The sequence below is a fragment of the Actinopolymorpha sp. B9G3 genome (assembly GCF_040120725.1).
Lineage (GTDB): Bacteria > Actinomycetota > Actinomycetes > Propionibacteriales > Actinopolymorphaceae > Thermasporomyces.
Genome location: NZ_JBEEAB010000005.1, coordinates 128424 through 152974 on the forward strand (window position 1 = coordinate 128424; position 24551 = coordinate 152974).

Genomic DNA, 24551 nt, shown 5'->3' on the forward strand with positions numbered 1-24551 from the left:
GTGGCGCGCACTCTCGTCGTGACCAACGACTTCCCGACCCGGCAGGGCGGCATCGAGGCGTTCGTCCTCGCGCTGTGCCACCGGATGCCGCCCACCGAGGTGGTCGTCTACACCGCCGCGATGCCGGGAGACCGCGCCTACGACGCGGGTCTGCCGTTCCCGGTGGTCCGCGACCCGGGGCGCAGGTTGCTCCCGACGACCGCCGTAGCGAGGCGTACCCGCGAGGTGTTGCGCGCCGAGGGTTGTGACCGGGTGCTCTTCGGAGCGGCGGCACCGCTGGGTCTGCTCGCAGGCGGTCTGCGTGCGGCCGGTGCGCACCGCATCGTCGGGCTCACCCATGGCCACGAGACCTGGTGGGCCCGCGTGCCTGGAGCCCGGCAGGCACTGCGGCGGATCGGGCGTACGACCGACGCGCTCACCTATCTCGGGGACTACACGCGTGGTGCCATCGCGAGCGCCCTGGCGCCGGAGGACGCGCGGCGGATGGTGCGGCTGACTCCCGGTGTCGACACCGAGACGTTCGCTCCTGGCACCGGTGGCGAGGTCGTCCGCAAACGACTCGGCCTCTCCGCCGACCAGCCGGTGGTGGTGTGTGTCGCCCGGCTCACCGAACGCAAGGGCCAGGACACCCTGATCCGCGCATGGCCGCACGTGCTGCGGGACGTGCCCGGCGCCGCGCTCCTGGTGGTCGGGGACGGTCCGCATCGTGCCGCGCTCGAACGCCTCGCCGACGAAACCGGAGTACGCACGCACGTCGTCTTCACGGGCGCGGTGCCGTGGACGGACATCCCGCCGTACTTCGACGCGGGGAACGTCTTCGCGATGCCGTGTCGCACCCGGCTCGGTGGGCTGGAGCCCGAGGCGCTCGGCATCGTCTTCCTCGAGGCGCAGGCGAGCGGCCTGCCGGTGATCGTGGGGGATTCGGGCGGAGCGCCCGACGCTGTGGTGCACGGAGAGACGGGGTACGTCGTCGATCCGTACAACCCGGTCGCGGTCGCCGCCAAGGTGGCGGGACTGCTCGGCGACCCCCGGAAGGCGCGGGCGATGGGCGAACGCGGCCGCGTATGGGCACGCGAGAACTGGACGTGGGACGTGTCGGTGGCGAAGCTGCGCACGCTGCTGGGCTACCCTGCGGCGGGCTGAGCCCGTCTGATCGGACGGGCGCCGAGAGCGACGGAGGTGCGCGTGCCGCTCGTCGACATCGCCGACGACTCGTACGTCGTGGCGTCGCCGGGAGCGATCGCGGCCCGGCTGAAGGATCCGGCGTTCTGGCGTTCGTGCTGGCCCGACATCGCGCTGACGAGCTACCACGACCGCGACGCCGAAGGAATGCGGTGGTATGCCGCGGGTGCGGTCGTCGGTACGGCCGAACTGTGGCTGGAGCCCTGGCGCGACGGGACCCTGGTGCACGTCTTCCTGCGCGGTGATCCGCCGTCGAGGTTGTCCGCGCGGCGGCTGGATCGGCTGCGCCGTGCGCATGCCCTGGCGCTGAAAGCGGCCCTTTTCGCGGTCAAGGACGAGATGGAGGCCGACCGGGACCCGGGTACCAGACTGGCCGACCGGGTGGCACGCCTCGTGGCGCACCGCGCCACCGAACCGTCGCGGTCCGGAATCGCGCACCTGCTCGCGGAGCAGGCGGACGACGACACCGGGCCGTTCGACCTGGTGGACGTCGCCCGGCTCGACGGCGGGATCGCCACCGCGACCCACCTGCTGCGGGTGAGCGACAGGCAGGGACTGTGCCGCGACCTCGTCCTGAAGCGCTACCTTGCCGACGACGACACGGCCGCGCTCGAGTGGGAACGGTTGGGTTTCGCCCAGCGGTGCGGCGTGGCGACACCCGCGCCGGTGGGGGTGGACCTCGCCGGCCGCTGGTTCGGTACGCCCGCGCTGGTGATGACGGCACTCCGGGGCGCGATGTGCTACGACCCGGTGGATCCGAAAGCGTGGGTCGCCGCACTCGCCCGGGCGCTCGTCGCCATCCACCGGACCGATCTGTCGCCGCCGCTGCCGCCCGCCGTACGCCGCCCGCCGTCGTGGCGTTCGTTCGACCTGGCCGGCCTGCCGGAGAGCTGGCGTGGCGAGCGGAGCGACGGTGTCGCTCGGGTGGTCGACCGCCTGCGACTCCTCGGACCGGCCCAGCCAGAGGTGCTCTGCCACGGCGACTTCCATCCCGGCAACGTGCTGTTCGACGGCGATGCCGTCGTGGGTGTCGTCGATTGGAGCGGGGCCCGGATCGAACCGGCGGAGTCCGACGTCGCCAACTGCCGCGTCGAGCTGGCGCTGATCGGCGGCGACCTGCCGGACCTCTTCGCGGCGGACTACGCCGAGGCCCGCGGTCGGCCGCTCGAACACCTGCCCCTGTGGGACGCGCTGGCCGGGGCCGGGACGATGTCCTGGCTGCCGTACGCCGGAGAGACGGTCAACCAGGCCGGCGCCGAGATCACGAGGGAGCAGGCCCTGGTCCGGATCGAGCGGTTCGTCGACGACGCGCTGGCCAGGGGCGGTGCTGCGGCGCCGTAGCCGACCGACTCCGATGGGTGCCGGGGCGGCGCCAGTACGGGTGATCTGAGGGACAGAATCCACCGGTCACCGGCGCGTTGTCGGTACGAGCGTCCATACTGAGCGATGCGCCGGGAGGCGCCGGCCGTCCCTGGTCGGGCGTGGGCTCGATCGCGATCCGCGGCCGTCGGACGTGTCCGCACACCGATGTGCGGGATGGGAGCGTGAACCCATGACGGTTCTTCTCGCGATCGGCACCGGCAAGGGCCTGTTTCTCGCCCGCAGCGAGGGCCGGCGTCGCTGGGACATGACCGGTCCGCACTTCTCGATGACGGCGGTCTACGCGGTCGGCCTCGACACCCGGCGTGAGCGGCCGCGGGTCCTGGCGGGCGTCACAAACCCGCACTTCGGCCCGACGGTCGCCAGGAGTGACGATCTGGGCGCGACGTGGGACGAGCCGGAGGAGGCACCGATCGCGTTCCCCACCGACACCGGGGAAGCGCTCGAACGCGTCTGGCAGCTCGCGCCCGGCCCGGCCGACCAACCGGACATCATCTATGCCGGCGTGGAGCCGTCGGCGCTGTTCCGCTCCTCTGACGGTGGGCGCACCTTCGAACTGGTGCGCGGGCTGTGGGACCACCCGCACCGGCCCACCTGGGAGCCTGGTGGCGGTGGCAAGGCCATCCACACGGTCCTGCCGCACCCCACCGACCATGACCAGCTGCTGATCGCGATGTCGGCCGGCGGGGTCTACCGCACCGACGACGGTGGCAAGAGCTGGACCGCGAGCAACACCGGAATCCGGGCTTACTTCCTGCCCGACAACGAATACCCCGACTACGGCCAGTGTGTGCACAAGGTCGCGCGGAACGCGCGCCAGCCTGAGCAGCTGTTCGCGCAGAACCATCACGGCGTCTACCGTTCCGACGACGGTGGAGCCACCTGGTCCTCGATCGCCGAGGGACTGCCGAGCGACTTCGGCTTCCCGATGGTGGCCCACCCGCAGCGGTCCGGCGTGATCTACAACTTCCCCCTGACCGCGGACGGGCGACGGTTCCCGACCGAGGAGCGCTTCCGGGTCTTCCGCAGCGAGGACGCTGGTGCGTCCTGGACCCCGCTCTCGGCCGGCCTGCCGGCGGAGGCCTTCTACGCGAGCGTCCTACGGGACGCGATGGCCTGCGACGACGCGGATCCGGCCGGCGTCTACGTCGGGTCCCGCAACGGCGAGGTCTATGCCAGCGCCGACGAGGGCGAACACTGGCAGCTGGTCGCCTCCCACCTGCCAGACGTCCTCTGCGTCCGCGCGGCCCTGGTGGCGTAGGGCCTGGTTGCCATGCTGGGGCAGGGTTGCGTCGTGAATGAGGTGGGAGTGAGTACGCAGAAGCGGGTGACGGTCCTGGTCCCGAGCATGCTGCGCGGCGACTGCGACGGCGCGAGCCGGATAAACCTCGACGTCGACCAGCCGGCGACGCTGGGCGACCTGCTCGCCGCACTCGCCGACCGACATCCTCGGCTCGAACGCCGGGTGCGCGACGAGCAGGGCGGGCTCCGGCGCTATGTCAACGTCTACGTCGACGGCGAGGAGTCTCGGCGACGTGACGGACTGGCGACGCCACTGCGTGACGGCTCGGAGGTCCACATCGTCCCCTCCGTCGCCGGCGGTTGAGTTCGCTCGTCACGACTGACGCCGGTGGGTGAGTACTGACCATCACGACTGGCGCGGGTGCGTGCGGCGGAGTGGGATGTTGGCGAGGGTCGGGGGAGTGCGGGTGAGGTCAAGCACCTCGCCGTCGCACAGGTGGTAGATGCCCGGCGCGTGGTAGTCGAGGCGGCGGCTCAGGTCGCCGATCGTCAGGAACGAGGCGCCATCCGCACCGCGGAGTACGACGGTGGCGACCGAGACTCCGTTCATCGTGAGGGCGTACTCGCCGTGCCATTGCGGATCCGGGCCCGGCCCGGCAGGAGGTCGACGGCTCACCGGGTCGTTCCGGTAGTACGTGGTGCCGTCGTCGATGCATTGCAGGTAACCGTATTCGCCGTCGTCGAGGAGCCGGAAACGCTGACGGGGGCTGTCCTCCTGGACGCACCTGTCCCTTCCCACCACGCGCAGGGGCTTCTTCTCACCACCCACGTCCTGCCACACCTGCGTACCGTCGTGGACGAGCGTCATGGTTTCTCGCCCGACGTATTCACCGGCGAAACGGGCCAGGTCGTCAGGCGTCACTGCCACGGCCGGTGGCACCGGCTCCGGGGCCGCCGCCGGAACGTCGACGAGGGAGCGAATCACCCGTTCGCCGAGCGTCAGCGGCAGCCGCTGGTCGAGTGAGTTGGTGAGGACGACAATCCCGAGGCCGGCGCTCGGTACCCACGCCAGGATGCACTGGAAGCCGAATCCGCTACCTCCGTGGTTGTAGGCGAGGACCCCGGGATCCCAGGTGCCGAAGTCGACGCCGAGCCCGTACCCGCTTCGCTGGCCCGGCGCCGGGAACGGGATCCGGTACATCTCGCCCAGCAGATCCGGGTCGAGGAGCTGCTCGCCGGTGCGAAGGTGGAACCGGACGTAGCGCAGGGCGTCGTCGACGCTTGCGTACAGCCCTGCGGCCGGGACCATCGGGACCCGCAGCGGGAGGCGCCGGACTCGTGCCGAGTGGCCGATCGCCCGGTCGGTCTCGCGGGCGATCACCCGGTGGTCGAAGGTCGTACGCAGCAGTCCGAGTGGCACGAGCAGGTTCCGGCGTACGAACTCGTGGAACGCAAGCCCGCTTCGTCGCTGGAGAATGTAGCCGGCCAGATCGATGCCCAGGTTGGAGTATTCGTAGTGGTGACCAACCGGAAAACGGAGCCAGGTGTCGCTGATGCTGCGGCAGTGGGCGGGGAAGGACGCCTTGCCGGCAAGGAAGTTCGACCCGACCGGCGCTTCGTGGGTGAAGCCGGCGGTGTGACTGAGCAGGTGCCGCAGGGTCATCCGGCGTTCGGGTGCGGTCTCGAAGCGACTCCGGACGGTGAACTCCGGCAGGTAGGTCGTGATCGGCTCGTCGAGGTCGACCAACCCGTCCTGGACGGCGACCATGACCGCCGTTGCGGTGTACATCTTGGACGTGGACTGGACGCTGAACATCGTGGACGTACTGACGGGCTGGTCACCGCCGGCCCTCGTCGTCCCGAACCCCGCCGACCACAACCGCTTCGACGCGTCGCAGATCCCGATCGCCAGACCCGGGATCTGGTGCTCGACGAGCAGGTCGGGAATCTCCTGACGCAGCTCTTCGACGATCGCCGTCACATCGGCCATGTGTGCCTCCCACCCCAGCTTGTGGGAGGTTCGTCGGTCTCTATGCCGCCGGGCCCCTCACAACGCGGCCATCAGAGTAGCCGTCGGCCGCGATGATCGCGCCCCGGCGGAGTGCGGAAGCCGCCTCCTGTGCGGCGATCTGGTGTTCTCCGGGCACGGTCTGCACCTGATCGAGCAGTTCGGCCACCTGGCGTACCTCGCGGACGACATCGCCGACCGGGACACCGCTGCCGGCGAGTGCGACGTCGAGCGCGGCGCCCCCGGCCCACCGGTGGAGTGGTACGCCGAGAGCGGGTTCGGGATGCGGCGTCGGCGGCAGCCCGCAGGCCACCTCGTCGGCCTGGACCGATCGGGTCACGTCACGGACGGCCGCCCACCGGTGGGCGAGTTCGGGCGTGGCGAGCCCGGTCGAGGGCGGGGCGCCGAGGCGGCTTCGCACCGTGAACCATGAGGTCGCCGACGCGAGCGACGGCGGATCGAGCCCGGCCATGATCCCGGCGGCGAGGCACTCGGCGAGGAGCAAGCCGGACGGGTGGAACAGCCGACGTACGGCCTGGCCCGATGCTGTCAATGTCCAGTTGGCAAGGTGGCCACGGCGTTCGAGGAGGCGCACCATGCGGTCCAGTTCGCTGCGTACACCTGTGGCGTTCTCCGTCAGGAGGGTCTCGAGCTGGCCGACCGACTCGACCAGCCGACGGCGCCGCGCTCCCGACGTTCGGCGGGTCGGGCGACCGCGCCGCCCCACCGCGTCCGCGGCCGCGGCCCTCTTCCCGGTCGCTGCTGGAGCGGGCTCCCACTCCTCGGAGGGTAGGTCGAGTCGCGCGAGGGTATCGGCGGCGCGCTTGGCGTGGCCGCGCCGGGTCGGTTCCCATGCGGGCAGCTCGACCCGCGCGACGACGGTTGGTCGTCCGCGCAGGGTGGACGGGGTGAGCTGAACCCGCCGACCGTTCGCCCTGATGGCCTCCACGCAGGTCGTTCCTCGCTTCGTCCCCACCGCGAGGACGACTGCCGGGCCGTGCGCCGGACGGCCGCCGTCGACCACGACGTCGCCCGGCTCGACGGCGGCCAGGTCCGCGTCGAGAACCTCACGCCGATCCGCTGCCGTGGACGTCACGGAGTCCTCACCGGCGTCGACCTCGGACTCGTCGGAGGGCTCGAGCGCGGCGAGTTCGTCGAGTTCGGCGAGTTCGGCGCGGCGCTCCGTGAGGTCGGACCGCAGCACCTCCGCGTGGTCGAGCGCGCGGTGGTGTCGCAGCGAGGACTCGACTGCGGCCACCGCCTCGGCAGGCGAGCCGGTACGCACGAGATTGGCGGCCATGGCGGGCGTCACCCGGAACGCCGAGCGGATCGACGCGAGATGCCCGCCGGCCAGGGCCGCGACGCGATGGAACGGCACGTGCGGCGACCACGGCACCACGACGTGACCCGTCTCGTCGATACCCCGCCGCCCCGCCCGCCCGGCGAGCTGCGAGAACTCGCCCGCGGCGAGCAACTCGCCACTTGCCCGGACGACCCGGTCGATCACGACGGTCCTCGCCGGCAGGTTGACCCCCAACGCGAGCGTCTCGGTCGCGAACGCGACCTTCACCAGCCCCTGCGCGAAAGCGGCCTCCACGACCTCCCGCTGGACCGGCGCCAGCCCGCCATGGTGGGCGGCGACGCCCGCCTCGAGCGCCTGTTGCCACCCTCCGGCGCCGATCGCCCGGAGCTCGCCAGCCGACAGCGGCACCAGGGCCTCGCCGACCAGGGAACGGATCCGTACCCGCTCGGACTCGCTGGTGAGCCGCACGCCCTCGTCGACGCATCCCGAGACCGCCTCGTCACAACCGCCGCGGGAGAGAACGAACCAGATGGCCGGCACCAGGTCGTTCGCCTGCAGATGCGCGATCAGGTCTCCGCGCTCCGGCGGCACCGGCCGGTCCCGGTCCCGGACGCGGAGCCCTTCGCCGCGGGTGTCCCTGCGGGCGCCGTCGAGGAGCTCCGCCGTCGTGTTCACCCGCCCGTCGACGTACATCGGCAGCAGGAGCGGTGCCGCGCGGCGGAGGTTGCCCACAGCGTAGAGGTGGTTGAGCGTGACCGGCCGATGCGCCGCGACGACCAGTTCGGTCGGGCCGTGCACCTGCGCCAGCCACGCGTGCACCGCCTCGACGTCGGGAATCGTCGCCGACAGGCACACCAGCGGGACGTGGGAGGGCGTGTGGATCACGATCTCTTCCCAGGCCGCGCCACGCTCGATGTCCTGCAGGTAGTGGAACTCGTCGAGGATCACCGCGCCCAACGTCGACAACGCAGTGGCGTGGTCGTAGAGCATCGCCCGCAACACCTCGGTCGTGACGACCAGCGCAGGGGCGTCCGGGTTGACGACCCGGTCACCGGTGATGAGGCCAACCCGGTCCGGGCCGAGGCGGGCGGCGAGATCGCGGTGCTTCTGGTTGCTGAGGGCCTTCAGCGGCGTGGTGTAGACGGCCCTGGTGCCGGCGGCCAGAGTGCGGGCCACCGCATAGTCGGCGACGAACGTCTTACCCGCGCCGGTGGGTGCCATGACGAGCACCGAACGCCCGTCGTCGAGCGCGGCCATGGCCTGGAGTTGGAAGGGATCGGGACGAACGTCGAGCGCGTCGAGGAACGCGGCACGGACATGGGGGGACAAGCGGACCTCCGCGAAGCTGGAGTAGCCGCCGCCCGCCTCAGCTTGGCGCGGGTGTGGTCAGAGGGTGCTGAGCAGGCTCAGCGAGAGGCTCGGGGCGGCGGCGTGGGCACGATCATCCTCGGCAGGTTCAACGCGGCGCACCCCCTCTCCCTGCATGCGTGTACGTGCGTCCATGTGGACGGCCTGGTTCTGGTTCGGTCAGCCTGCCCGCGGCCGGATCGCGCGTCAAGTGCGATTGCGGGAGCCTCGCGCGCCCGTGCCGGGACCTACGATCCGAGGGCGCTCGCTGCGACGCGGAGATCGGCGACGAGCCCGGCGTAGACCTCCTCGCGGTCCTCGGCCCGCAGCGCCGCGGACGGATGGATCGTCGCGAGCACCCGCGGCTCCGGGCCTCTCCCGCGGCCGGCGCGTCCGGCGCGGGCGGCCGACGGACCGGCAGGCTCGGAGAGGTCCGGCCAGGGCGGGAGCTTGCCGCGGTCGACGGTGACCTTGAAGTCCGTTCCCAGTACCGCCTTGGACGCAGTCGCTCCCAGACAGATCAGCAGTTCGGGATCGACCACCTGGAGCTCCGCGACGAGCCACGGCCGGCACGCGACGATCTCGGTCCGTGTCGGCGTCTTGTGCAGCCGGCGCTTACCGCGCTCCGCTCGGGTGAACTTGAAGTGCTTGACGGCGTTCGTGACATACGTACGGTCCCGGTCGATGCCGGCATCCTCCAGCGCCCGGTCGAGCACCCGGCCCGCCGGGCCGACGAACGGCTGTCCCTGCCGGTCTTCCTGGTCGCCGGGAATCTCACCCACCAGCACCACGCGGGCGTCCGGATCACCGTCGCCGAAGACGGTCTGGGTCGCTTCCCTGTAGAGGTCGCAACCTTGGCAGGACCTGGCCGCCCGTTTCAGCTCCTCGAGGTCGGCGTCGGCGGGCACGAACTCCGCGGCGGTCCGCTTCGGCGTACGAGCCATGCGTCCACACCTACCCGGCCAGGAGTCGGCCAGTCGTGGCAACCCGTCCACACCGCGGGAGCTGGACCCGGCGGACCGTCCTTCATGATCAAGAGGCGGCAAACTGGCAACTGCGGGACCGCTTTCCCCGGTTTCCTGCCTCTTGATCATGAACCGTGGCCTGACCCCGAAGGCATCGGCCGGCGCAGGTATCTGGCGCTCCGCCGGCGAGTCCGAGGGCCGATGGAGGACAGCCGCCAGCGGCGACTGGCGAGGCACGCGAACGCGCGCGGATACGCTGGCCAGGTCGTGAGTACGGCACGAATCAGCAGGAGGCGGCGCATGCCCGGATCACAGCAACGAGGCGCGGCGAACCGGATGGCCTCGGCGGCATCGGCGTTCCTCACCTCGCTCGACCCCGAGCAGCGGTCGCAGGCGACGGCGGCGTTCGACACCGATGACCACCGCGCGTGGACCTATCTGCCCGGACCGCGCCCTGGACTCGCGCTCGCCGACATGACCGAGCGCCAGCGCGAACTCGCCCTGGCGCTGCTGGAGACCGGTTTCAGCGCGCGCGGGCTCGGTGAAGCGCAGGCGATCATGGCCCTCGAGTCGATCCTGCGTGACATCGAACGCGAGGTCGACAACGCGATGTGGCTGCAGCGCAACCCCGTGGCGTACTGGGTCCGCGTCCTCGGCGATCCGACCGGCACGCGACCCTGGGCGTGGCGGGTCAACGGCCACCATCTGGCCGCGCACCTCACGGTGGTGGGTGACGCCGTAGCCGCCACTCCGCAGTTCTTCGGCGCCAACCCCGCCGTGGTCCCGAGCGGGCCGCACGCCGGTCTTCGTACCCTCGCCGACGCGGAGGACCTCGGCCGTGCGGTCCTGGGTGCTATGGACGCGGAGCGCCGTACGGTCGCGATCGTCGACCAGTTGGCGCCGGACGACATCCTCACTCGGCGTGATCCGGTGGCGGACCCGAGCGTGATCACCCGCGGACTTGCGTACTCCGACATGGATGCCGACCAACAGGAGCACCTCACCAAGCTCGTCCGCCACTACTTCGACCGGGTGCCTCCCGAGCTGGGGGAGACCGCCTGGCTGGAGGCGGTCGACACCGGGCTCGAGCAGGTGACGTTCAGCTGGGCGGGGTCGGAGCAGCGCGGTGAGGGCCACTACTACGCGGTCGTCGGCCCGACGTTCCTGGTGGAGTACGACAACACCCAGAACGACGCCAACCACATCCATTCGGTCTGGCGGGACCTGCGCCGAGACTGGGGCGAGGACCTGCTCGCGGCCCATTACGCGGCGCATCACGGCTGAGCGCTCCGCGCGCCAGCGGGTAATTGGCTGGCACGAGAGCACGCCGTCTCACCAGACTGGGCTCGCGTGGGGCACATCGAGCTCGCCGACATCCGCTACCAGCTCCCGGACGGCAGGGCGCTTCTGACCGACGTCGACCTCCGCGTCGGCGACGGTGCCAAGGTCGCGCTGATCGGCGCCAACGGCTGCGGCAAGACGACGCTGCTCCGCATCATCGCCGGAGAGCTCGAACCGGCGTCGGGCACGGTGACGCGCAGCGGCGGCCTGGGTGTGATGCCGCAGTTCATCGGCACCGGCAAGGGTGCCGCGACCGTCAGCGACCTGCTGCTCTCGGTCGCTCAAGACCGGGTGCGCGCCGCCGCGGCGGCCCTCGACGCTGCCGAGCTGGCGATGATGGACCGCGACGACGAGCGCACCCAGCTCGCCTACGCCACGGCCCTCGCGGAGTGGTCCGACGCTGGCGGCTACGACGCCGAGGTCGTCTGGGACACCTGCTGCACCGAGGCCATCGGACTGCCGTACGAACGGTTGCGAAATCGCGACGTCACCACCCTGTCCGGAGGCGAACAGAAGAAGCTCGTCCTGCAGGCCCTGCTGCGTGGGCCGGAACAGGTGCTGGTCCTCGACGAGCCCGACAACTACCTCGACGTCCCCGGCAAGCGCTGGCTGGAGCAGCGGATCGTCGAGTCACCGAAGACCATCCTCTACGTCTCCCACGACCGTGAGCTGCTGGCGGCGACCGCCGGCCGGATCGTGACGTTGGAAGGCGGTACGAACGGCAACACGGCGTGGGTGCATGGCGGCGGCTTCGCTTCCTACCACGAGGCCCGCCTCGACCGGCACGCGCGGTTCGAGGAACTCCGTCGCCGGTGGGACGAGGAGCGCGCGAAGCTCCAGGCGCTGGTCGACATGCTCCGCCTCGCGAAGTCGAACAAGACGCGGGTGGCGGTGAACCGCCTTGAGCGGTTCGAGGCGGCCGGGCCACCACCGGAGCCGCCGCGGAAGCAGCAGATCCGGATGCGGCTGGCCGGTGGGCGTACCGGCGTACGGGCCGTGACCTGTCGTGGGCTCGCCCTGCGCGGATTGACCGAGCCGTTCGACCTGGAGGTGTTCTACGGCGAGCGGCTGGCCGTGCTCGGCGCGAACGGGACCGGCAAGTCGCACTTTCTCCGGCTGCTCGCCGGCTGGCCGACGCTCGACACGGTGGCGTACGAAGGAGAGTGGAAGCTCGGCGCCCGCGTGGTGCCCGGGCACTTCTCACAGACGCACGAGCGACCCGACCTCGCCGGGCGAAGGTTGCTCGACATCCTCTGGGAGGACTGCGCGCTCCAGGTCGACCAGGCGGCGCCGATGCTGCACCGGTACGAACTCACCGGCGCACGGGACCAACGTTTCGAAACTCTCTCCGGTGGCCAGCAGGCGAGATTTCAGATCCTGCTGCTCGAGACCGGCGATGCCGGTACGCGGCGGGATCCGGCCACGATGCTGGTTCTCGACGAACCCACCGACAACCTCGACGTCGCGTCGGCGGAGGCGCTGGAGGCCGCGCTGGACGAGTTCGACGGCACGGTGGTGGCGGTGACGCATGACCGTTGGTTCGTCCGTTCGTTCGACCGGTTTGTGACCTTCTCCGCCGAAGGACAGGTGTGCGAGGTCCCTGAGCCGGTGTGGGACCGCTGACCGCGCGATCTCCGGTAAGTTGGTGAACCCAGCAGGAAAGCGCCGTCCAACAGCACACCGGTAGGTAGTAGAGGGGCAGGGCGCAGTGCCAGATCAGACGAGTTCGAGCGTCACGATCGTCGCGGAGCCAGCAAAGATCATGTCGGTCATCGCTGACTTCGAGGCCTACCCGAGTTGGGCCGCGGCGGTGAAGGAGGTCGAGGTCCGTGCGGTCCATCCCGATGGCCGCGCCGACCAGGTTCACTTCGTGCTCAACGCCGGAGCGATCAAGGACGACTACACCCTCTCCTACGCGTGGGACGGCGACCGCGAGGTGCGCTGGTCGCTCGTCGAGGCGAAGGTCGTGAAATCGCTCGACGGTTCCTACACCCTGCGGGACAAGGGGCGCGGCAACACCGAGGTCACCTACCAGCTCGCGGTCGACGTCACGTTCCCGATGATCGGTCTGATCAAGCGCAAGGCGGAGAAGGTCATCATCGACACCGCGTTGAAAGAGTTGAAGAAGAAGGTCGAGCAGGGCTGACGGCGTCGCGTGTTCGCTGGGCGCCGCACGGTGCGTTGCACCGGATTGGGTAGCCTCGGCCGGGGCAATGGAATGGCCGGCCGACCGGTTGGTCAGCAGGTGGAAGCCCGAATCCCGGATGCCGCCGAGACGGTCGGTTCGGGACATTGACGCGTGAGAAGGGCAGGGCGTCGTGGGTGAGTCGCGGCTGACCATCGGTGTCGACGTGGGTGGCACCAAGATCGCTGCCGGCCTGGTCGACGAGGCTGGCGCCATTGTCGCCGAGGCCCGGAAGGAGACCCCGGCAACGAGCCCGCAGGAGATCGTCGCCGCGATCGTGGACGTTGTTGCCGAGCTCCGGGCGGACCACGACGCCGAGGCGATCGGGGTCGGCGCGGCCGGCTTCGTCGACGCGAGCCGCTCGACGGTCCTGTTCGCCCCCAACCTCGCGCTGCGCGACGAGCCGCTCAAGGAGGCGGTCGAGAAGCGCACGTCGCTTCCGGTCGTGGTGGAGAACGATGCCAACGCGGCGGCCTGGGCGGAGTTCCAGTTCGGCGCGGGCCGCGACGTCGACGACATGATCCTGTTGACGATCGGCACCGGGCTCGGCGGCGGGTTGGTCCTGTCCGGTGAGCTCTACCGGGGCGCCTTCGGCGTCGGTGGCGAGGTCGGCCACCTTCGGGTCGTCCCCGGCGGGTACCTCTGCGGTTGCGGCAACAAAGGCTGCTGGGAGCAGTACGCAAGCGGCAGTGCTCTGGTGCGGGAGGCACGCGAGTTCGCCCGTTCGAGCCCACCGCAGGCCGCCCGCCTCCTCGAGCTTGCCGACGGTCAGGCGGACCGGATCGAGGGACCGATGGTGAGCACTGCCGCGGCCGAGGGCGATGTGGCGGCCCGTGAGCTTCTCGAGGACCTCGGCCGCTGGCTCGGCGAAGGGATCGCTTCCCTGGCCGCGGTGCTCGACCCGGCGGCCGTCGTGGTGGGCGGTGGCGTCTCCGAGGCCGGTGACCTGCTGCTGGAACCCGCGCGCCAGTCGTTCGGACGCCAGCTCACCGCGCGGGGCCATCGTCCCGTCCTCGAGATCCGGCTGGCGACGCTCGGCAACGAAGCGGGCATCATCGGTGCCGCCGACCTGGCGCGGCGGCGCTGATGGCGTTCATCCACGCGCTCACGATCGGGGTCGACATCGGGGGTACGAAGGTCGCCGCGGGGGTGGTCGATCCTGAGGGGAACGTCCTCGAACGTCTTCGTCGAGACACGCCCTCGACCAGCCCGAGAGCGACCGAGGACACCATCGCGACCGTCGTGGCCGAGCTCCGCGACAGGCACGAGGTGACCGCCGTCGGCATCGGTGCAGCTGGCTGGATCGACGTCACCGGCTCGTCCGTGCTGTTCTCACCCCACCTCGCCTGGCGGCACGAGCCGCTGCGAGATGCCGTCCGCCGACGGATCCGGCTGCCGGTGGTCATCGAGAACGACGCCAACGCCGCCGCGTGGGCGGAATGGCGCTTCGGGGCCGGCCAGGGCGAGAGCCACCTGGTCTGTGTGACGCTCGGCACCGGGATCGGCGGCGCCGTGATCACCGATGGCGTGATGCTGCGCGGGAAGTACGGCGTCGCGGGGGAGTTCGGCCACATGACCGTCGTCCCCGGTGGTCATCGGTGCGAGTGCGGCAACCGCGGCTGCTGGGAGCAGTACGCCAGTGGCAACTCCCTCGTGCGCGAGGCGCGTGAGCTGGCGGCGTCCGGGTCGCCGGTGGCGCAGAACCTGCTGGACCGGGTGGGTGGTGATCCAGGCCGGATCACCGGGCCGTCGATCACCGAGGCGGCCAAGGACGGCGACCCGGTGGCGGTGGAGCTGTTCGAGGAGGTCGGCCGCTGGCTGGGAGTCGGTCTGGCCAACATCGCGGCTGCCTTCGACCCGGGCACGTTCGTCGTCGGCGGGGGAGTGTCGCAGGCAGGCGAGTTGTTCCTCGGTCCGGCGCGGGACACGTTCCGTCGGACGCTGACCGGGCGTGGTTTCCGTCCGGAGGCGCAGATCCTGCGGGCCGCTCTGGGCAACGACGCCGGGATGGTCGGTGCGGCTGACCTGGCCCGGGAGAACATCCGGTTGTTCCGCCGCCGCCGCACCCGCCGACCGGCCCACGAACGCCTCCGCGCCCGCGTCGACCGCCTCTCCGACCTGTAGCGGGTTTCCCGTTCACCGCGCGCGCTTGGGTCAGCGCTCGATGAGGGTGAGCTCGAACGAATAGCGCGAGGCGCGGTAGAGATGCGAGCCGAACTCCACCGCGCGGCCCACGTCGTCGTACGCCGTCCTGGTCATGGTGAGCAGGGCCGCACCCTTGGGCTCGCGGAGGTCCTTCGCCTGGGTGGCGGTGGCGGGACGGGCGCCGATTGTCTGCCGGGCGACGCGGAGCTGGACGCCGGCCGTACGCAGGACTTCGTACAGCCCGCGCTCTTCCAGGGTGGCCGCCGTGATCTTCACCAGGTCCTCGGGCAGGTAGTTGGTCATCAGTGCGAGTGGTTCGCCCCGGGCGCAGCGCAGCCGCCGGATCCGCAGCACGGAAGATCCGGCCGCCAGACCGAGGGCGCTCGCGACCTTCTCAGGTGCCGCGACGACGCGAAGGTCCCGCACGGTCGTGGAGGGTTCCTGACCGGCCCGGGCGAGGTCGTCGTGGAGGCTGGACAGCTCGATCGATCGGCGTACCTGCGACTGCACCACCTGCGTGCCCACGCCGCGTTTGCGGACCAGCAGCCCCTTGTCGACGAGGTGGCGGATGGCCTGGCGCATGGTCGGGCGGGAGAGCGAGAGCTGATCGGCGAGAACGATCTCGTTGGGTAGCCGGGCACCGGGGGCGAGCGTGCCGGCGACGATCGACTGCTCGATCTGCTGGGCGACCTGGAAGTAGAGCGGCACCGGGCTGCGCCGGTCGACCGTCACGGCGAGTGGGGTCACGCCCGGCTCCTCCCTCGTCCGGCGTACGGCATGGTCAGCCGGATCGAAGTCCGGACCAGCACCAGTGTGCCGCATGCAGCTGCGGACAGCCTAACGTCAGAATGTCCTTACAAACTGTTGACAGGTCAGTATTGCTGGAGAAAACTCGGCCGGGATGTCCGTCGGGCGAGGAGAATTCCTCGCACACGACGACGGCAGGCACCCGAGGCGGGAGGCTGGATGCGAATCGGGTTGATCGGGGTGGGCCGGATCGGATCCCTGCATGCCCAGACCCTTCACGACCTCGAGATCGTGGAGTCGGTGTTCCTGGCCGACGCCGACGTGGCCCGCGCGCACGAGACCGCCGAGAAGCTGGGCATCGCTGCTGCCGGCAGCGTTGCGGAGCTCTTCGCGAGCCGGCCCGACGGCGTGGTGATCGCCGCCGCGACGCAGGCGCATGCCGAGCTCGTCCACCTGGCCGCCGCGGCCGGGGTGCCGGCGTTCTGCGAGAAGCCACTGGCGTCGGACCTCGCGGGCACCCATGAGACGTTGGCCACGGTGGCGGCCGCGGGAATCCCGCTCCAGATGGGGTTCCAGCGGCGGTTCGACGCGGGCTACGCGGCCGCGCGGGAGGCTCTGGCCGCCGGCGAGCTCGGTCGGCTGCATGCGGTCTGGGCGTGCACGCTCGACCCCGCGCCGCCGCACTCGTCGTACATCCCTGCCTCCGGAGGGATCTTCGCCGACTGCAGTGTCCACGACATCGACGCAGTGCGCTGGGTAACCGGACACGAGGTCGTCGAGGTGATGGCGACCGGTGCCAACCGGGGTGCGGACTTCTTCGCCGAGGCGGGCGATGTCGACACTGCCAACGCGCTCCTGACGCTCGACGACGGCACCCTGGTCGCGCTGGCGGCGTCGCGTTACAACGGCTCGGGCTACGACGTACGCCTGGAGCTGCACGGCTCGCAGCGGACCGTCATCGCCGGCCTGGACGAGCGGTTGCCGGCGTGGTCGGCCGAGCCCGGTGTGACGTGGCCCGGCGGTCCGGCGTACGCGAACTTCGCCGAGCGCTTCTCCGAGGCCTATGTCGCCGAGCTGCGGGCGTTCGTCGACGTCGCCGCCGGCCGGATCGAGTCGCCGTGTCGTGGTGAGGACGCGCTCGCGGCCTTGTGTGTCGCGCACGCGTGCGAGCGTTCCAGGAGGGAAGGTAGGTCGGTACGCGTCGAGGAGATCGCCCAGGAGGTGCCGCCCCAGTGACCGGACGAGGTGAGGTCATGAGTCAACACGGCACCCTGGTCATGCGGGCGACGAAGGAGGTCCCATGACCGCGGGCGAGAGCTATGACCTGATCACGATGGGTCGGGTCAGCGTGGACCTCTATCCCAACGACATCGGCGTTGCACTCCAGGACGTCACGACGTTCGGGAAGTTCCTCGGCGGCAGCGCCACTAATGTCGCGGTGGCGGCGGCCCGGCACGGTCGCCGCAGCGCGGTGATCACCCGTACGGGCGCGGATCCCTTCGGCGACTACATCCACCGGGCGCTGCGTGGGTTCGGCGTGGACGATGCGTACGTCTCGGCGGTCGAGGGGCTGCCGACGCCGGTGGTGTTCTGCGAGATCTTCCCACCTGACCACTTTCCGTTGTATTTCTACCGCTATCCCAAGGCGCCCGACCTGGAGATCCACCCGGGCGAGCTCGACCGGGAGGCCATCGCGGCCGCCCGGATCTTCTGGGTGACGGGCACCGGTCTGTCGGAGGAGCCCAGCCGGTCGACGACGCTCGCGGCACTGCGTGACCGAAAGCACCGGGCCCACACCGTGCTCGACCTCGACTACCGCCCGATGTTCTGGCACACCGACGAGGCACGTGCGGTGATCGGCGGTGCGGTCGAGCACGCCACGGTGGCCGTCGGCAACCTCGACGAGTGCGAGATCGCGGTCGGTACGCGAGACCCGGACAAGGCGGCGCAAGCCCTCCTTGACAGGGGCGTGGAGCTCGCGATCGTCAAGCAGGGGCCGAAAGGCGTGCTCGCGCGGACGCGGACGGACGAGGTGGTCGTCCCGCCGGTCCCCGTCGAGGTTGTCAACGGTCTGGGCGCCGGTGACGCGTTCGGCGGAGCACTGTGCCACGGTCTGCTCGCCGGCTGGGAGCTCGAGAAGGTGATCCGGTTCGCCAACGCCGCAGGTGCCTATGTCGCGGCGCGGTTGGCGTGCGCCGACGCGATGCCGGACGAGGCCGCGGTCTGGCAGCTCCTTGCGGACGCTCCGGGCGTGATGCAGGGGCCGGCGGGCGCCGATGGCTGACACGTCGCGGGTCGAGGTGAGCGAGCTGGTCTCCCTCCGGATGTGTGAGCCTGGCGCGGTGGCCGCCGCCTACACGGCACGTGCCCGCCGGCCGCTGGTCGGGCGTTCGGGCCGGCTCATGGTCATCGCGGCCGACCATCCGGCGCGCGGGGCGTTGCGGGCGGGCGACCGGTCGATGGCGATGGCCGACCGGCCGGACCTCCTTGCCCGGTTGCTGGTCGCACTCACCCGGCCCGGGGTCGACGGCGTGCTGGCAGCCCCTGACGTCGTGGAGGACCTGCTGCTGCTCGGTGCGCTGGAGAACAAGGTCGTCATCGGTTCGATGAACCGGGCAGGCCTGCCGGGGACGGCGTTCGAGATCGACGACCGGTTCACGGCGTACGACCCGGAGGGGATCGCCAGAGCACGCCTCGATGCCGGCAAGATGCTGCTCCGGATCGACTCGGCCGACGGCGCGTCGGCGGCGGCGCTGCACCGGTGCGCACAGGCCGTCAGTGCCCTTGCCGGGCGCGGCCTGATGGCACTCGTCGAACCATTCATGGCGCGACGGGACGACGGCCGGCTGGTCAATGACCTGACGGCGGACGCGGTCGTCCAGTCGGCGGTGATCGCCGCGGGCCTGGGGACGACGAGCGCCTACACCTGGCTCAAGCTGCCCGTCGTGGCCGAGCCGGGCGGCATGGAACGCGTCGCCGCCGCGACCACCCTGCCGATCGTGCTGCTCGGTGGCGAGGTCCAGGGAGATCCGGACGAGTCGTACGCCCGCTGGGAGAAGGCCCTGGCACTTCCGACCGTCCGCGGGCTCGTCGTGGGCCGGTCGTTGCTCTATCCGCCCGACGGTGACGTCGCGGCCGCGGTCGACACCGCGGTGAGCCTGTTGCCCGGCAAGGAGGACGCGTGAACCACCACCTGCCCGCCGGATCACTCGCGGAAGCTCCATGGACGTTGGCGTTGACGCCGCAACGTGCTGGCTGGACCTACAGCGGTCTGCGGGTGCTGGAGCTGCCTCCCGGGGGGACGCAGTCGCTTTCGACCGGCGACGAGGAGATGGTCGTCCTCCCGCTGGCCGGCGAGGGTGTGGTGGTGCGGTGCGACGCCGAGACGTTCGAGCTGGACGGGCGTCCGGATGTCTTCGCGGGCGTGAGTGACTTCGCCTACGTGCCGCGGGACGCCGACGTGACCATCGAGGCGCCGCGGGGTGCCACGGTGGCGTTGCCGTCGGCGCGATGCAAGACACGGTTGACAGCGCGCCACGGGGCGGCGAAGGACGTTCCAGTGGAGCTGCGCGGCGCCGGGCAGTGCAGCCGCGAGGTGCACAACTTCTGCTCCGCAGGTGTCTTCGAGGCCGACCAGCTCATCGCGGTCGAGGTCCTGACGCCTGGCGGCAACTGGTCGTCCTACCCTCCGCACAAGCACGACGAGGACCGGCCGGGGCAGGAGTGTCCGCTGGAGGAGATCTACTACTTCGAGGTCGCGAACGGCCCGGACGGCCAACCGGGCAAGGGATTCCAGCGGGTCTACGGTACGCATGACCGGCCGATCGACGTGCTCGCCGAGGTACGCAGCGGTGACGTCGTGACAATCCCGCACGGCTGGCACGGACCGTCGATGGCGATGCCCGGCTACGACATGTACTACCTCAACGTCATGGCCGGGCCGGGCGAGGAACGCGACTGGCTGATCTGTGACGACCCGGAGTACGCCTGGATCCGGACGACCTGGAACGACCAGCCGGTCGATCCCAGGTTGCCTTGACCACAGATCGCCGATGACCACAGATCGCCGATGACCACAGATCGCCGATGACCACAGCGAGAGGGTGAGCGTCCATGGGCACAGTCAGGCTCACGGTCGGGCAGGCGCTGGCGAGGTTCCTCGCCCAGCAGTGGACCGAACGCGACGGTGTCGAGCAACGCCTCATCGCCGGCTGCTTCGGCATCTTCGGCCACGGCAACGTCGCGGGCTTCGGCCAGGCACTGGTCGAGTCAGCTCAGCGGGATCCGGCCGAGCTTCCATACTTCCAGTCCCGCAACGAGCAGGCGATGGTCCACACGTCCGTCGGCTACGCGCGGATGAAGGACCGGCTGCAGACGTTCGCGTGTACGACGTCGATCGGTCCGGGCGCGACGAACCTGGTCACCGGCGCGGCACTGGCGACCATCAACCGGATCCCCGTCCTGCTGTTGCCGGGCGACATCTTCGCGACCCGGGTGGCCAACCCGGTGCTGCAGGAGCTGGAAGACCCGCGATCCTACGACGTGTCCGTCAACGACTGCGTGCGCCCGGTCTCGAAATACTGGGACCGGATCAACCGTGCCGAGCAGCTGGTCCCGGCGGCGCTGGCGGCGATGCGGGTGCTCACCGACCCAGCTGAAACGGGTGCGGTGACGCTGGCGTTGCCGCAGGACGTGCAGGCGGAGGCGTACGACTGGCCGGAGGAGTTCCTCGCCAAACGGATCTGGCATGTGGCACGACCGGTACCGGAGCCGGCGGCGCTCGACCGGGCGGTGGCGCTGATCCGCTCGGCGCGGCGACCGCTGATCGTCGCCGGGGGCGGGGTGATCTACTCGGGCGCCACGCAGGCGCTGGCGGCCTTCGCCGAGGCGACGGGCGTCCCCGTGGGGGAAACCCAGGCGGGCAAGGGCTCCCTGTCCTGGGACCACCCGTGCAGTGTCGGTGCGATCGGCGCGACGGGCACGACGGCCGCCAACGCCGTCGCGGCCGAGGCGGACGTGGTGATCGGGATCGGCACCCGCTACAGCGACTTCACCACCGCGTCGAGGAGCCTCTTCGCCAACGAGGACGTGCGATTCGTCAATGTCAACGTGGCGGCGTTCGACGCGGCCAAACACGCGGCGACTGGCCTGGTCGCCGACGCCCGTACCGCCCTCGAGGCGCTGTCGGAACTTCTGGCCGGATGGCAGGTCGACGCGACGTATCGCCAACGTACGCGGGAGCTCTCGGACGCCTGGCAAGGAGTGGTTGACACTGCTTACGGCGCCGAACACGCCCCGTTGCCCGCGCAGACCGAGGTGATCGGTGCGGTCAACGAGGCGGCGGGGGAGCGGGGCGTCGTCATCAACGCGGCGGGCAGCATGCCCGGCGAGCTGCACAAGCTGTTCCGGACGCGGGACCCGAAGCAGTACCACGTGGAGTACGGATTCTCCTGCATGGGTTACGAGATCGCCGCCGGGCTCGGGGTCAAGATGGCCGACCCGACCCGCGACGTCATCGTCCTCGTCGGCGACGGCTCCTACCTCATGCTCGCCCAGGAGATCGTCACGGCCGTCTCAGAAGGCGTCAAGCTCATCATCGTCCTCGTGCAGAACCAGGGCTTCGCGTCGATCGGTTCGTTGTCGGAGAGCGTCGGCGCGCAACGGTTCGGCACGAGCTACCGCTACCGCAATCCGGAGTCGGGCGCGCTCGACGGCGACGTGCTGCCGGTCGACCTCGCCGCCAACGCGGCGAGCCTGGGTGCGGATGTGCTTCGCGCCGGCACGATCGAAGAGCTGCGGACGGCGTTGACGAAGGCGCGTGAGGCCAGTCGTACGACCCTCGTCCACGTCGAGACCGACCCGCTCGCCGGCGCGCCGTCCTCGGACGCGTGGTGGGACGTGCCGGTGGCCGAGGTGTCGGCGCTCGAGTCCACCCGCAAGGCGCGTGAGGACTACGACACCAACAAGCCGAGCCAGCGGCACTACTTGTAGGCGGAGTACCTGTGAAGCAAGGGGTATGAGATGTCGACCACCAACGAGGCAAGGGTTGTCGAGCCGAGAACCGTTGAGCACTGGATCGGTGGCGCGTCGACGCCGGGTGGGTCCTCGCGGCGTGGACCGGTGTGGAACCCCGCCACCGGCGCGCGGCAGGCCGACGTCGTGCTGGGCTCTGCCGCCGACGTCGACCTCGCGGTCGCCACGGCGACCAAGGCGTTCGCGGCATGGCAGGACGTCCCGCTCACGCGACGGGCGAAGATCCTCTTCGCGTTCCGCGAACTCGTCAACGCCCACGTCGACGACCTGGCCCGCATCGTCACCGCCGAACATGGCAAGGTCGTCTCCGACGCGAAGGGCGAGGTCCAGCGCGGCCTCGAGGTGGTGGAGTTCGCCTGTGGGATTCCGCACCTGCTCAAGGGCGAGTTCTCCGACCAGGTCTCGACCGGTGTGGATGCGTACTCCTTCCGCCAGCCACTCGGCGTAGTGGCCGGGATCACGCCGTTCAACTTCCCGGTCATGGTGCCGATGTGGATGCACCCGATCGCGATCGCGTGCGGCAACACCTTCGTCCTCAAGCCCTCCGAGCGTGACCCGTCCGCGTCCACGTTGGTGGCCGAGCTGTGGCAACGTGCCGGCCTGCCCGACGGGGTCTTCAACGTCGTCCACGGCGACAAGGAGGCCGTCGACGCGGTCCTGGACCATCCGGGGATCGCGGCCGTGTCGTTCGTCGGCTCGACCACGATCGCGAGGTACGTCCATGAGCGGGCCTCTCGCGCGGGCAAACGTGTCCAAGCCCTCGGTGGCGCGAAGAACCACGCGGTCGTGCTGCCGGACGCCGACCTCGACTTCGCCGCCGACCACATCACCGCCGCGGCGTACGGCTCGGCGGGCCAACGCTGCATGGCGATCTCGGCCGTCGTGGCCGTGGGCGAAGCCGGTGACGTGCTGGTCGAGAAGCTCCGCGAACGCGCGGCCGCGATCCAGGTCGGGCCAGGCGTCGATGACGCCGCCGAGATGGGTCCGGTGGTGACCAGGCAGGCGCAGGAGCGGGTCGCCGCGTACGTCGAGAACGGCACAGAGGAAGGCGCTACGGTCGTCCTCGACGGCCGCGGCCTGCGTGTCGCCGGCCACGAGGACGGGTTCTTCGTCGGGCCGTGCCTGCTCGATCGGGTGGATCCGGCGATGAAGGTCTACCAGGACGAGGTGTTCGGGCCCCTGCTCGTCGTCCTGCGCGCCGACACGCTCGACGACGCGATCGGGCTCGTCAACGCCAGTCCCTACGGCAACGGCACCGCTGTCTTCACCGGCAGCGGTGAGGCGGCGCGCACCTTCCAGCGCAGCGTGACCGTCGGAATGATTGGCATCAACGTGCCGATCCCTGTCCCCATGGCGTTCTACAGCTTCGGCGGCTGGAAGGACTCGCTGTTCGGAGACCGTCATGTCCACGGGTCCGAGGGTGTGGGCTTCTACACCAGGGCAAAGGCCGTCACCGCCCGGTGGCCCCACATCGAACAGGTCGTGGACGCCACGCTGCACTTCCCGTCGACGTAGGCGAGGAGGAGCCCAGCAAGGGATCCGGTCCGCTTCGCCGGCACACGCAACAAGGAGTTGACAGGTAATGGACCATGGTCCGCTGACGGGTCGAGTCGCCGGTGCGCCGATCTCGTGGGGTGTCTGTGAGGCACCCGGCTGGGGTGTGGAGCTTCCGCCGTCGGAGGTGCTGGCGCAGATGGCCGCCCTGGGTCTGGCGGCGACCGAGTTGGGCCCCACCGGCTACCTCGGGCCCGATCCGGCGTCGGTGCGCAGGACGCTCGCGACCCACGGGCTCGGGTTGGTCGGCGGCTTCGTTCCGGTGGCCCTCCACTTCGCCGCCGAGGTGGACCTCGCCCCGACCGTCGCGGCGATGCGTACGCTCGCCGAGGCCGGTGCCGACGTGGCCGTCCTCGCCGCTGACGCCGGCCCGACCGGTTATGACCGCAAGGTGAGCCTTGACGACGCCGAGTGGGCACGCCTGCTGCACAACCTTGACCGGGTGCGGGCGGAGGCGTCCGCTCTGGGCCTGCGTACCTGCCTGCATCCCCACGTGGGTACGGCGATCGAGTCCCGCGATGCGGTCATCCGGCTGCTCCGTGACAGCGACGTGGGCATCTGTCTCGACACCGGCCACCTGGCCATCGGAGGGATGGACCCGATGGAGTTGGTCGCGAGCGCGGCGGGGCGGATCACGCACGTTCACCTGAAGGACGTCCGACTGGGCACCGCCAAGGCAGTCGCCGAGGGTGCGGTGAGTTTCCTCGATGGCGTACGCAGCGGCCTGTTCGCGCCCCTCGGGCAAGGTGATCTTGACATCGCGGGCGTGGTGGTCGGACTGGAGCGGGCCGGCTTCACCGGGTGGTACGTGCTGGAGCAGGACACCGCGCTGTCCGCCCCCCTCGGGGAGCGGGAGGAGGGTCCGGAAGCGGACGTACGCCGGAGCATGGAGTTCCTGTGGGAGACCGTGGTACCCGCGCTCGATGGAGCCGACCATGGTGGGCCCGACGGGGCGTGAGGGTTCGGTCGGACGGTGGCCGGCCAGGCGTTCGTCGGTGGAGGCGAAGGTTGAATGCCGACCGGGCCGATATGAGAGGGTGTCTTCCGGGTCTGAGGGGCAGTAGGCCCCGGGTGGTGTCGCGGGGAACGTCCACCTGGCGGGGGCAGGCTGGTTCCGAC

At 70.5% G+C, this 24551-nt stretch carries 20 protein-coding genes; 16 read left to right on the top strand and 4 right to left on the bottom strand.

Going from position 1 to position 24551, the window contains the following annotated elements:
- The 4 genes from ABNF93_RS11215 to ABNF93_RS11230 all read left to right on the top strand — a co-directional run bounded on the left by ABNF93_RS11215 (window position 1) and on the right by ABNF93_RS11230 (window position 4168).
- Complete coding sequence (locus ABNF93_RS11215; RefSeq protein ID WP_349327876.1) at window positions 1–1143, top strand: glycosyltransferase family 4 protein; 1143 nt, start codon at window positions 1–3, stop codon at window positions 1141–1143.
- Between the two features lie 42 nt (window positions 1144–1185).
- On the top strand, window positions 1186–2523 hold the full coding sequence (locus ABNF93_RS11220) for a phosphotransferase family protein (protein WP_349327877.1): 1338 nt from the start codon (window positions 1186–1188) through the stop codon (window positions 2521–2523).
- A 211-nt stretch (window positions 2524–2734) separates the two neighbouring features.
- A complete protein-coding gene (locus ABNF93_RS11225) occupies window positions 2735–3823 on the top strand; it encodes a WD40/YVTN/BNR-like repeat-containing protein (protein WP_349327878.1) in 1089 nt (362 codons plus the stop codon).
- 33 nt (window positions 3824–3856) lie between these two features.
- A complete protein-coding gene (locus ABNF93_RS11230) occupies window positions 3857–4168 on the top strand; it encodes a ubiquitin-like small modifier protein 1 (RefSeq protein WP_349327879.1) in 312 nt (103 codons plus the stop codon).
- Between the two features lie 42 nt (window positions 4169–4210).
- Here the strand turns inward: ABNF93_RS11230 and ABNF93_RS11235 are convergent, their stop codons facing one another.
- The 3 genes from ABNF93_RS11235 to ABNF93_RS11245 form a co-directional block, all read right to left on the bottom strand.
- Window positions 4211–5794 carry a serine hydrolase domain-containing protein gene (locus ABNF93_RS11235; RefSeq protein ID WP_349327880.1) on the bottom strand — a complete coding sequence of 528 codons (1584 nt, stop codon included), beginning with the start codon at window positions 5792–5794 and terminating at the stop codon, window positions 4211–4213.
- Between the two features lie 40 nt (window positions 5795–5834).
- Window positions 5835–8444: a DEAD/DEAH box helicase gene (locus ABNF93_RS11240; RefSeq protein ID WP_349327881.1), complete on the bottom strand. Its 2610-nt coding sequence runs from the start codon at window positions 8442–8444 to the stop codon at window positions 5835–5837.
- 266 nt (window positions 8445–8710) lie between these two features.
- Complete coding sequence (locus ABNF93_RS11245) at window positions 8711–9406, bottom strand: UdgX family uracil-DNA binding protein (protein ID WP_349327882.1); 696 nt, start codon at window positions 9404–9406, stop codon at window positions 8711–8713.
- A gap of 321 nt (window positions 9407–9727) precedes the next feature.
- Here ABNF93_RS11245 and ABNF93_RS11250 point away from each other — a divergent pair, with 321 nt between their 5' ends.
- From ABNF93_RS11250 to ABNF93_RS11270, 5 genes are all read left to right on the top strand, one after another.
- Window positions 9728–10711 (top strand): DUF3500 domain-containing protein, encoded by a 984-nt coding sequence (locus ABNF93_RS11250; protein ID WP_349327883.1) that lies wholly within the window; start codon window positions 9728–9730, stop codon window positions 10709–10711.
- Between the two features lie 66 nt (window positions 10712–10777).
- Entirely contained in the window at window positions 10778–12391 is a 1614-nt protein-coding gene (locus tag ABNF93_RS11255; RefSeq protein WP_349327884.1) for an ATP-binding cassette domain-containing protein, read from the top strand.
- 85 nt (window positions 12392–12476) lie between these two features.
- The gene (locus ABNF93_RS11260; protein ID WP_349327885.1) at window positions 12477–12914 is read left to right on the top strand and encodes an SRPBCC family protein; all 438 of its coding nucleotides are present in this window, start codon (window positions 12477–12479) and stop codon (window positions 12912–12914) included.
- A gap of 172 nt (window positions 12915–13086) precedes the next feature.
- A complete protein-coding gene (locus ABNF93_RS11265; protein WP_349327886.1) occupies window positions 13087–14040 on the top strand; it encodes an ROK family glucokinase in 954 nt (317 codons plus the stop codon).
- The gene (locus ABNF93_RS11270; RefSeq protein ID WP_349327887.1) at window positions 14040–15077 is read left to right on the top strand and encodes an ROK family glucokinase; all 1038 of its coding nucleotides are present in this window, start codon (window positions 14040–14042) and stop codon (window positions 15075–15077) included. The genes ABNF93_RS11265 and ABNF93_RS11270 overlap by 1 nt, the downstream gene beginning before the upstream one ends.
- 30 nt (window positions 15078–15107) lie before the next feature.
- Here ABNF93_RS11270 and ABNF93_RS11275 read toward each other — a convergent pair whose 3' ends face one another.
- On the bottom strand, window positions 15108–15920 hold the full coding sequence (locus ABNF93_RS11275) for a GntR family transcriptional regulator (RefSeq protein ID WP_349327888.1): 813 nt from the start codon (window positions 15918–15920) through the stop codon (window positions 15108–15110).
- A 144-nt stretch (window positions 15921–16064) separates the two neighbouring features.
- On the opposite strand from ABNF93_RS11275, the gene ABNF93_RS11280 reads away from it, so the two are divergent.
- From ABNF93_RS11280 to ABNF93_RS11310, 7 genes are all read left to right on the top strand, one after another.
- Window positions 16065–17081 carry a Gfo/Idh/MocA family protein gene (locus tag ABNF93_RS11280; protein ID WP_349327889.1) on the top strand — a complete coding sequence of 339 codons (1017 nt, stop codon included), beginning with the start codon at window positions 16065–16067 and terminating at the stop codon, window positions 17079–17081.
- A 64-nt stretch (window positions 17082–17145) separates the two neighbouring features.
- Window positions 17146–18129 carry a 5-dehydro-2-deoxygluconokinase gene (gene iolC, locus ABNF93_RS11285; protein WP_349327890.1) on the top strand — a complete coding sequence of 328 codons (984 nt, stop codon included), beginning with the start codon at window positions 17146–17148 and terminating at the stop codon, window positions 18127–18129.
- Window positions 18122–19030 (top strand): Cgl0159 family (beta/alpha)8-fold protein, encoded by a 909-nt coding sequence (locus ABNF93_RS11290; protein WP_349327891.1) that lies wholly within the window; start codon window positions 18122–18124, stop codon window positions 19028–19030. Before iolC ends, ABNF93_RS11290 begins: the two co-directional genes overlap by 8 nt.
- Window positions 19027–19884: a 5-deoxy-glucuronate isomerase gene (gene iolB, locus ABNF93_RS11295; protein WP_349327892.1), complete on the top strand. Its 858-nt coding sequence runs from the start codon at window positions 19027–19029 to the stop codon at window positions 19882–19884. The genes ABNF93_RS11290 and iolB overlap by 4 nt, the downstream gene beginning before the upstream one ends.
- A 74-nt stretch (window positions 19885–19958) precedes the next feature.
- On the top strand, window positions 19959–21836 hold the full coding sequence (iolD, locus tag ABNF93_RS11300) for a 3D-(3,5/4)-trihydroxycyclohexane-1,2-dione acylhydrolase (decyclizing) (protein WP_349327893.1): 1878 nt from the start codon (window positions 19959–19961) through the stop codon (window positions 21834–21836).
- A gap of 30 nt (window positions 21837–21866) precedes the next feature.
- Window positions 21867–23393, top strand: coding sequence for a CoA-acylating methylmalonate-semialdehyde dehydrogenase (locus ABNF93_RS11305; RefSeq protein ID WP_349327894.1), 1527 nt, complete (start codon window positions 21867–21869; stop codon window positions 23391–23393).
- A 67-nt stretch (window positions 23394–23460) separates the two neighbouring features.
- Window positions 23461–24390: a TIM barrel protein gene (locus tag ABNF93_RS11310; RefSeq protein ID WP_349327895.1), complete on the top strand. Its 930-nt coding sequence runs from the start codon at window positions 23461–23463 to the stop codon at window positions 24388–24390.
- Window positions 24391–24551 lie beyond the last annotated feature (161 nt).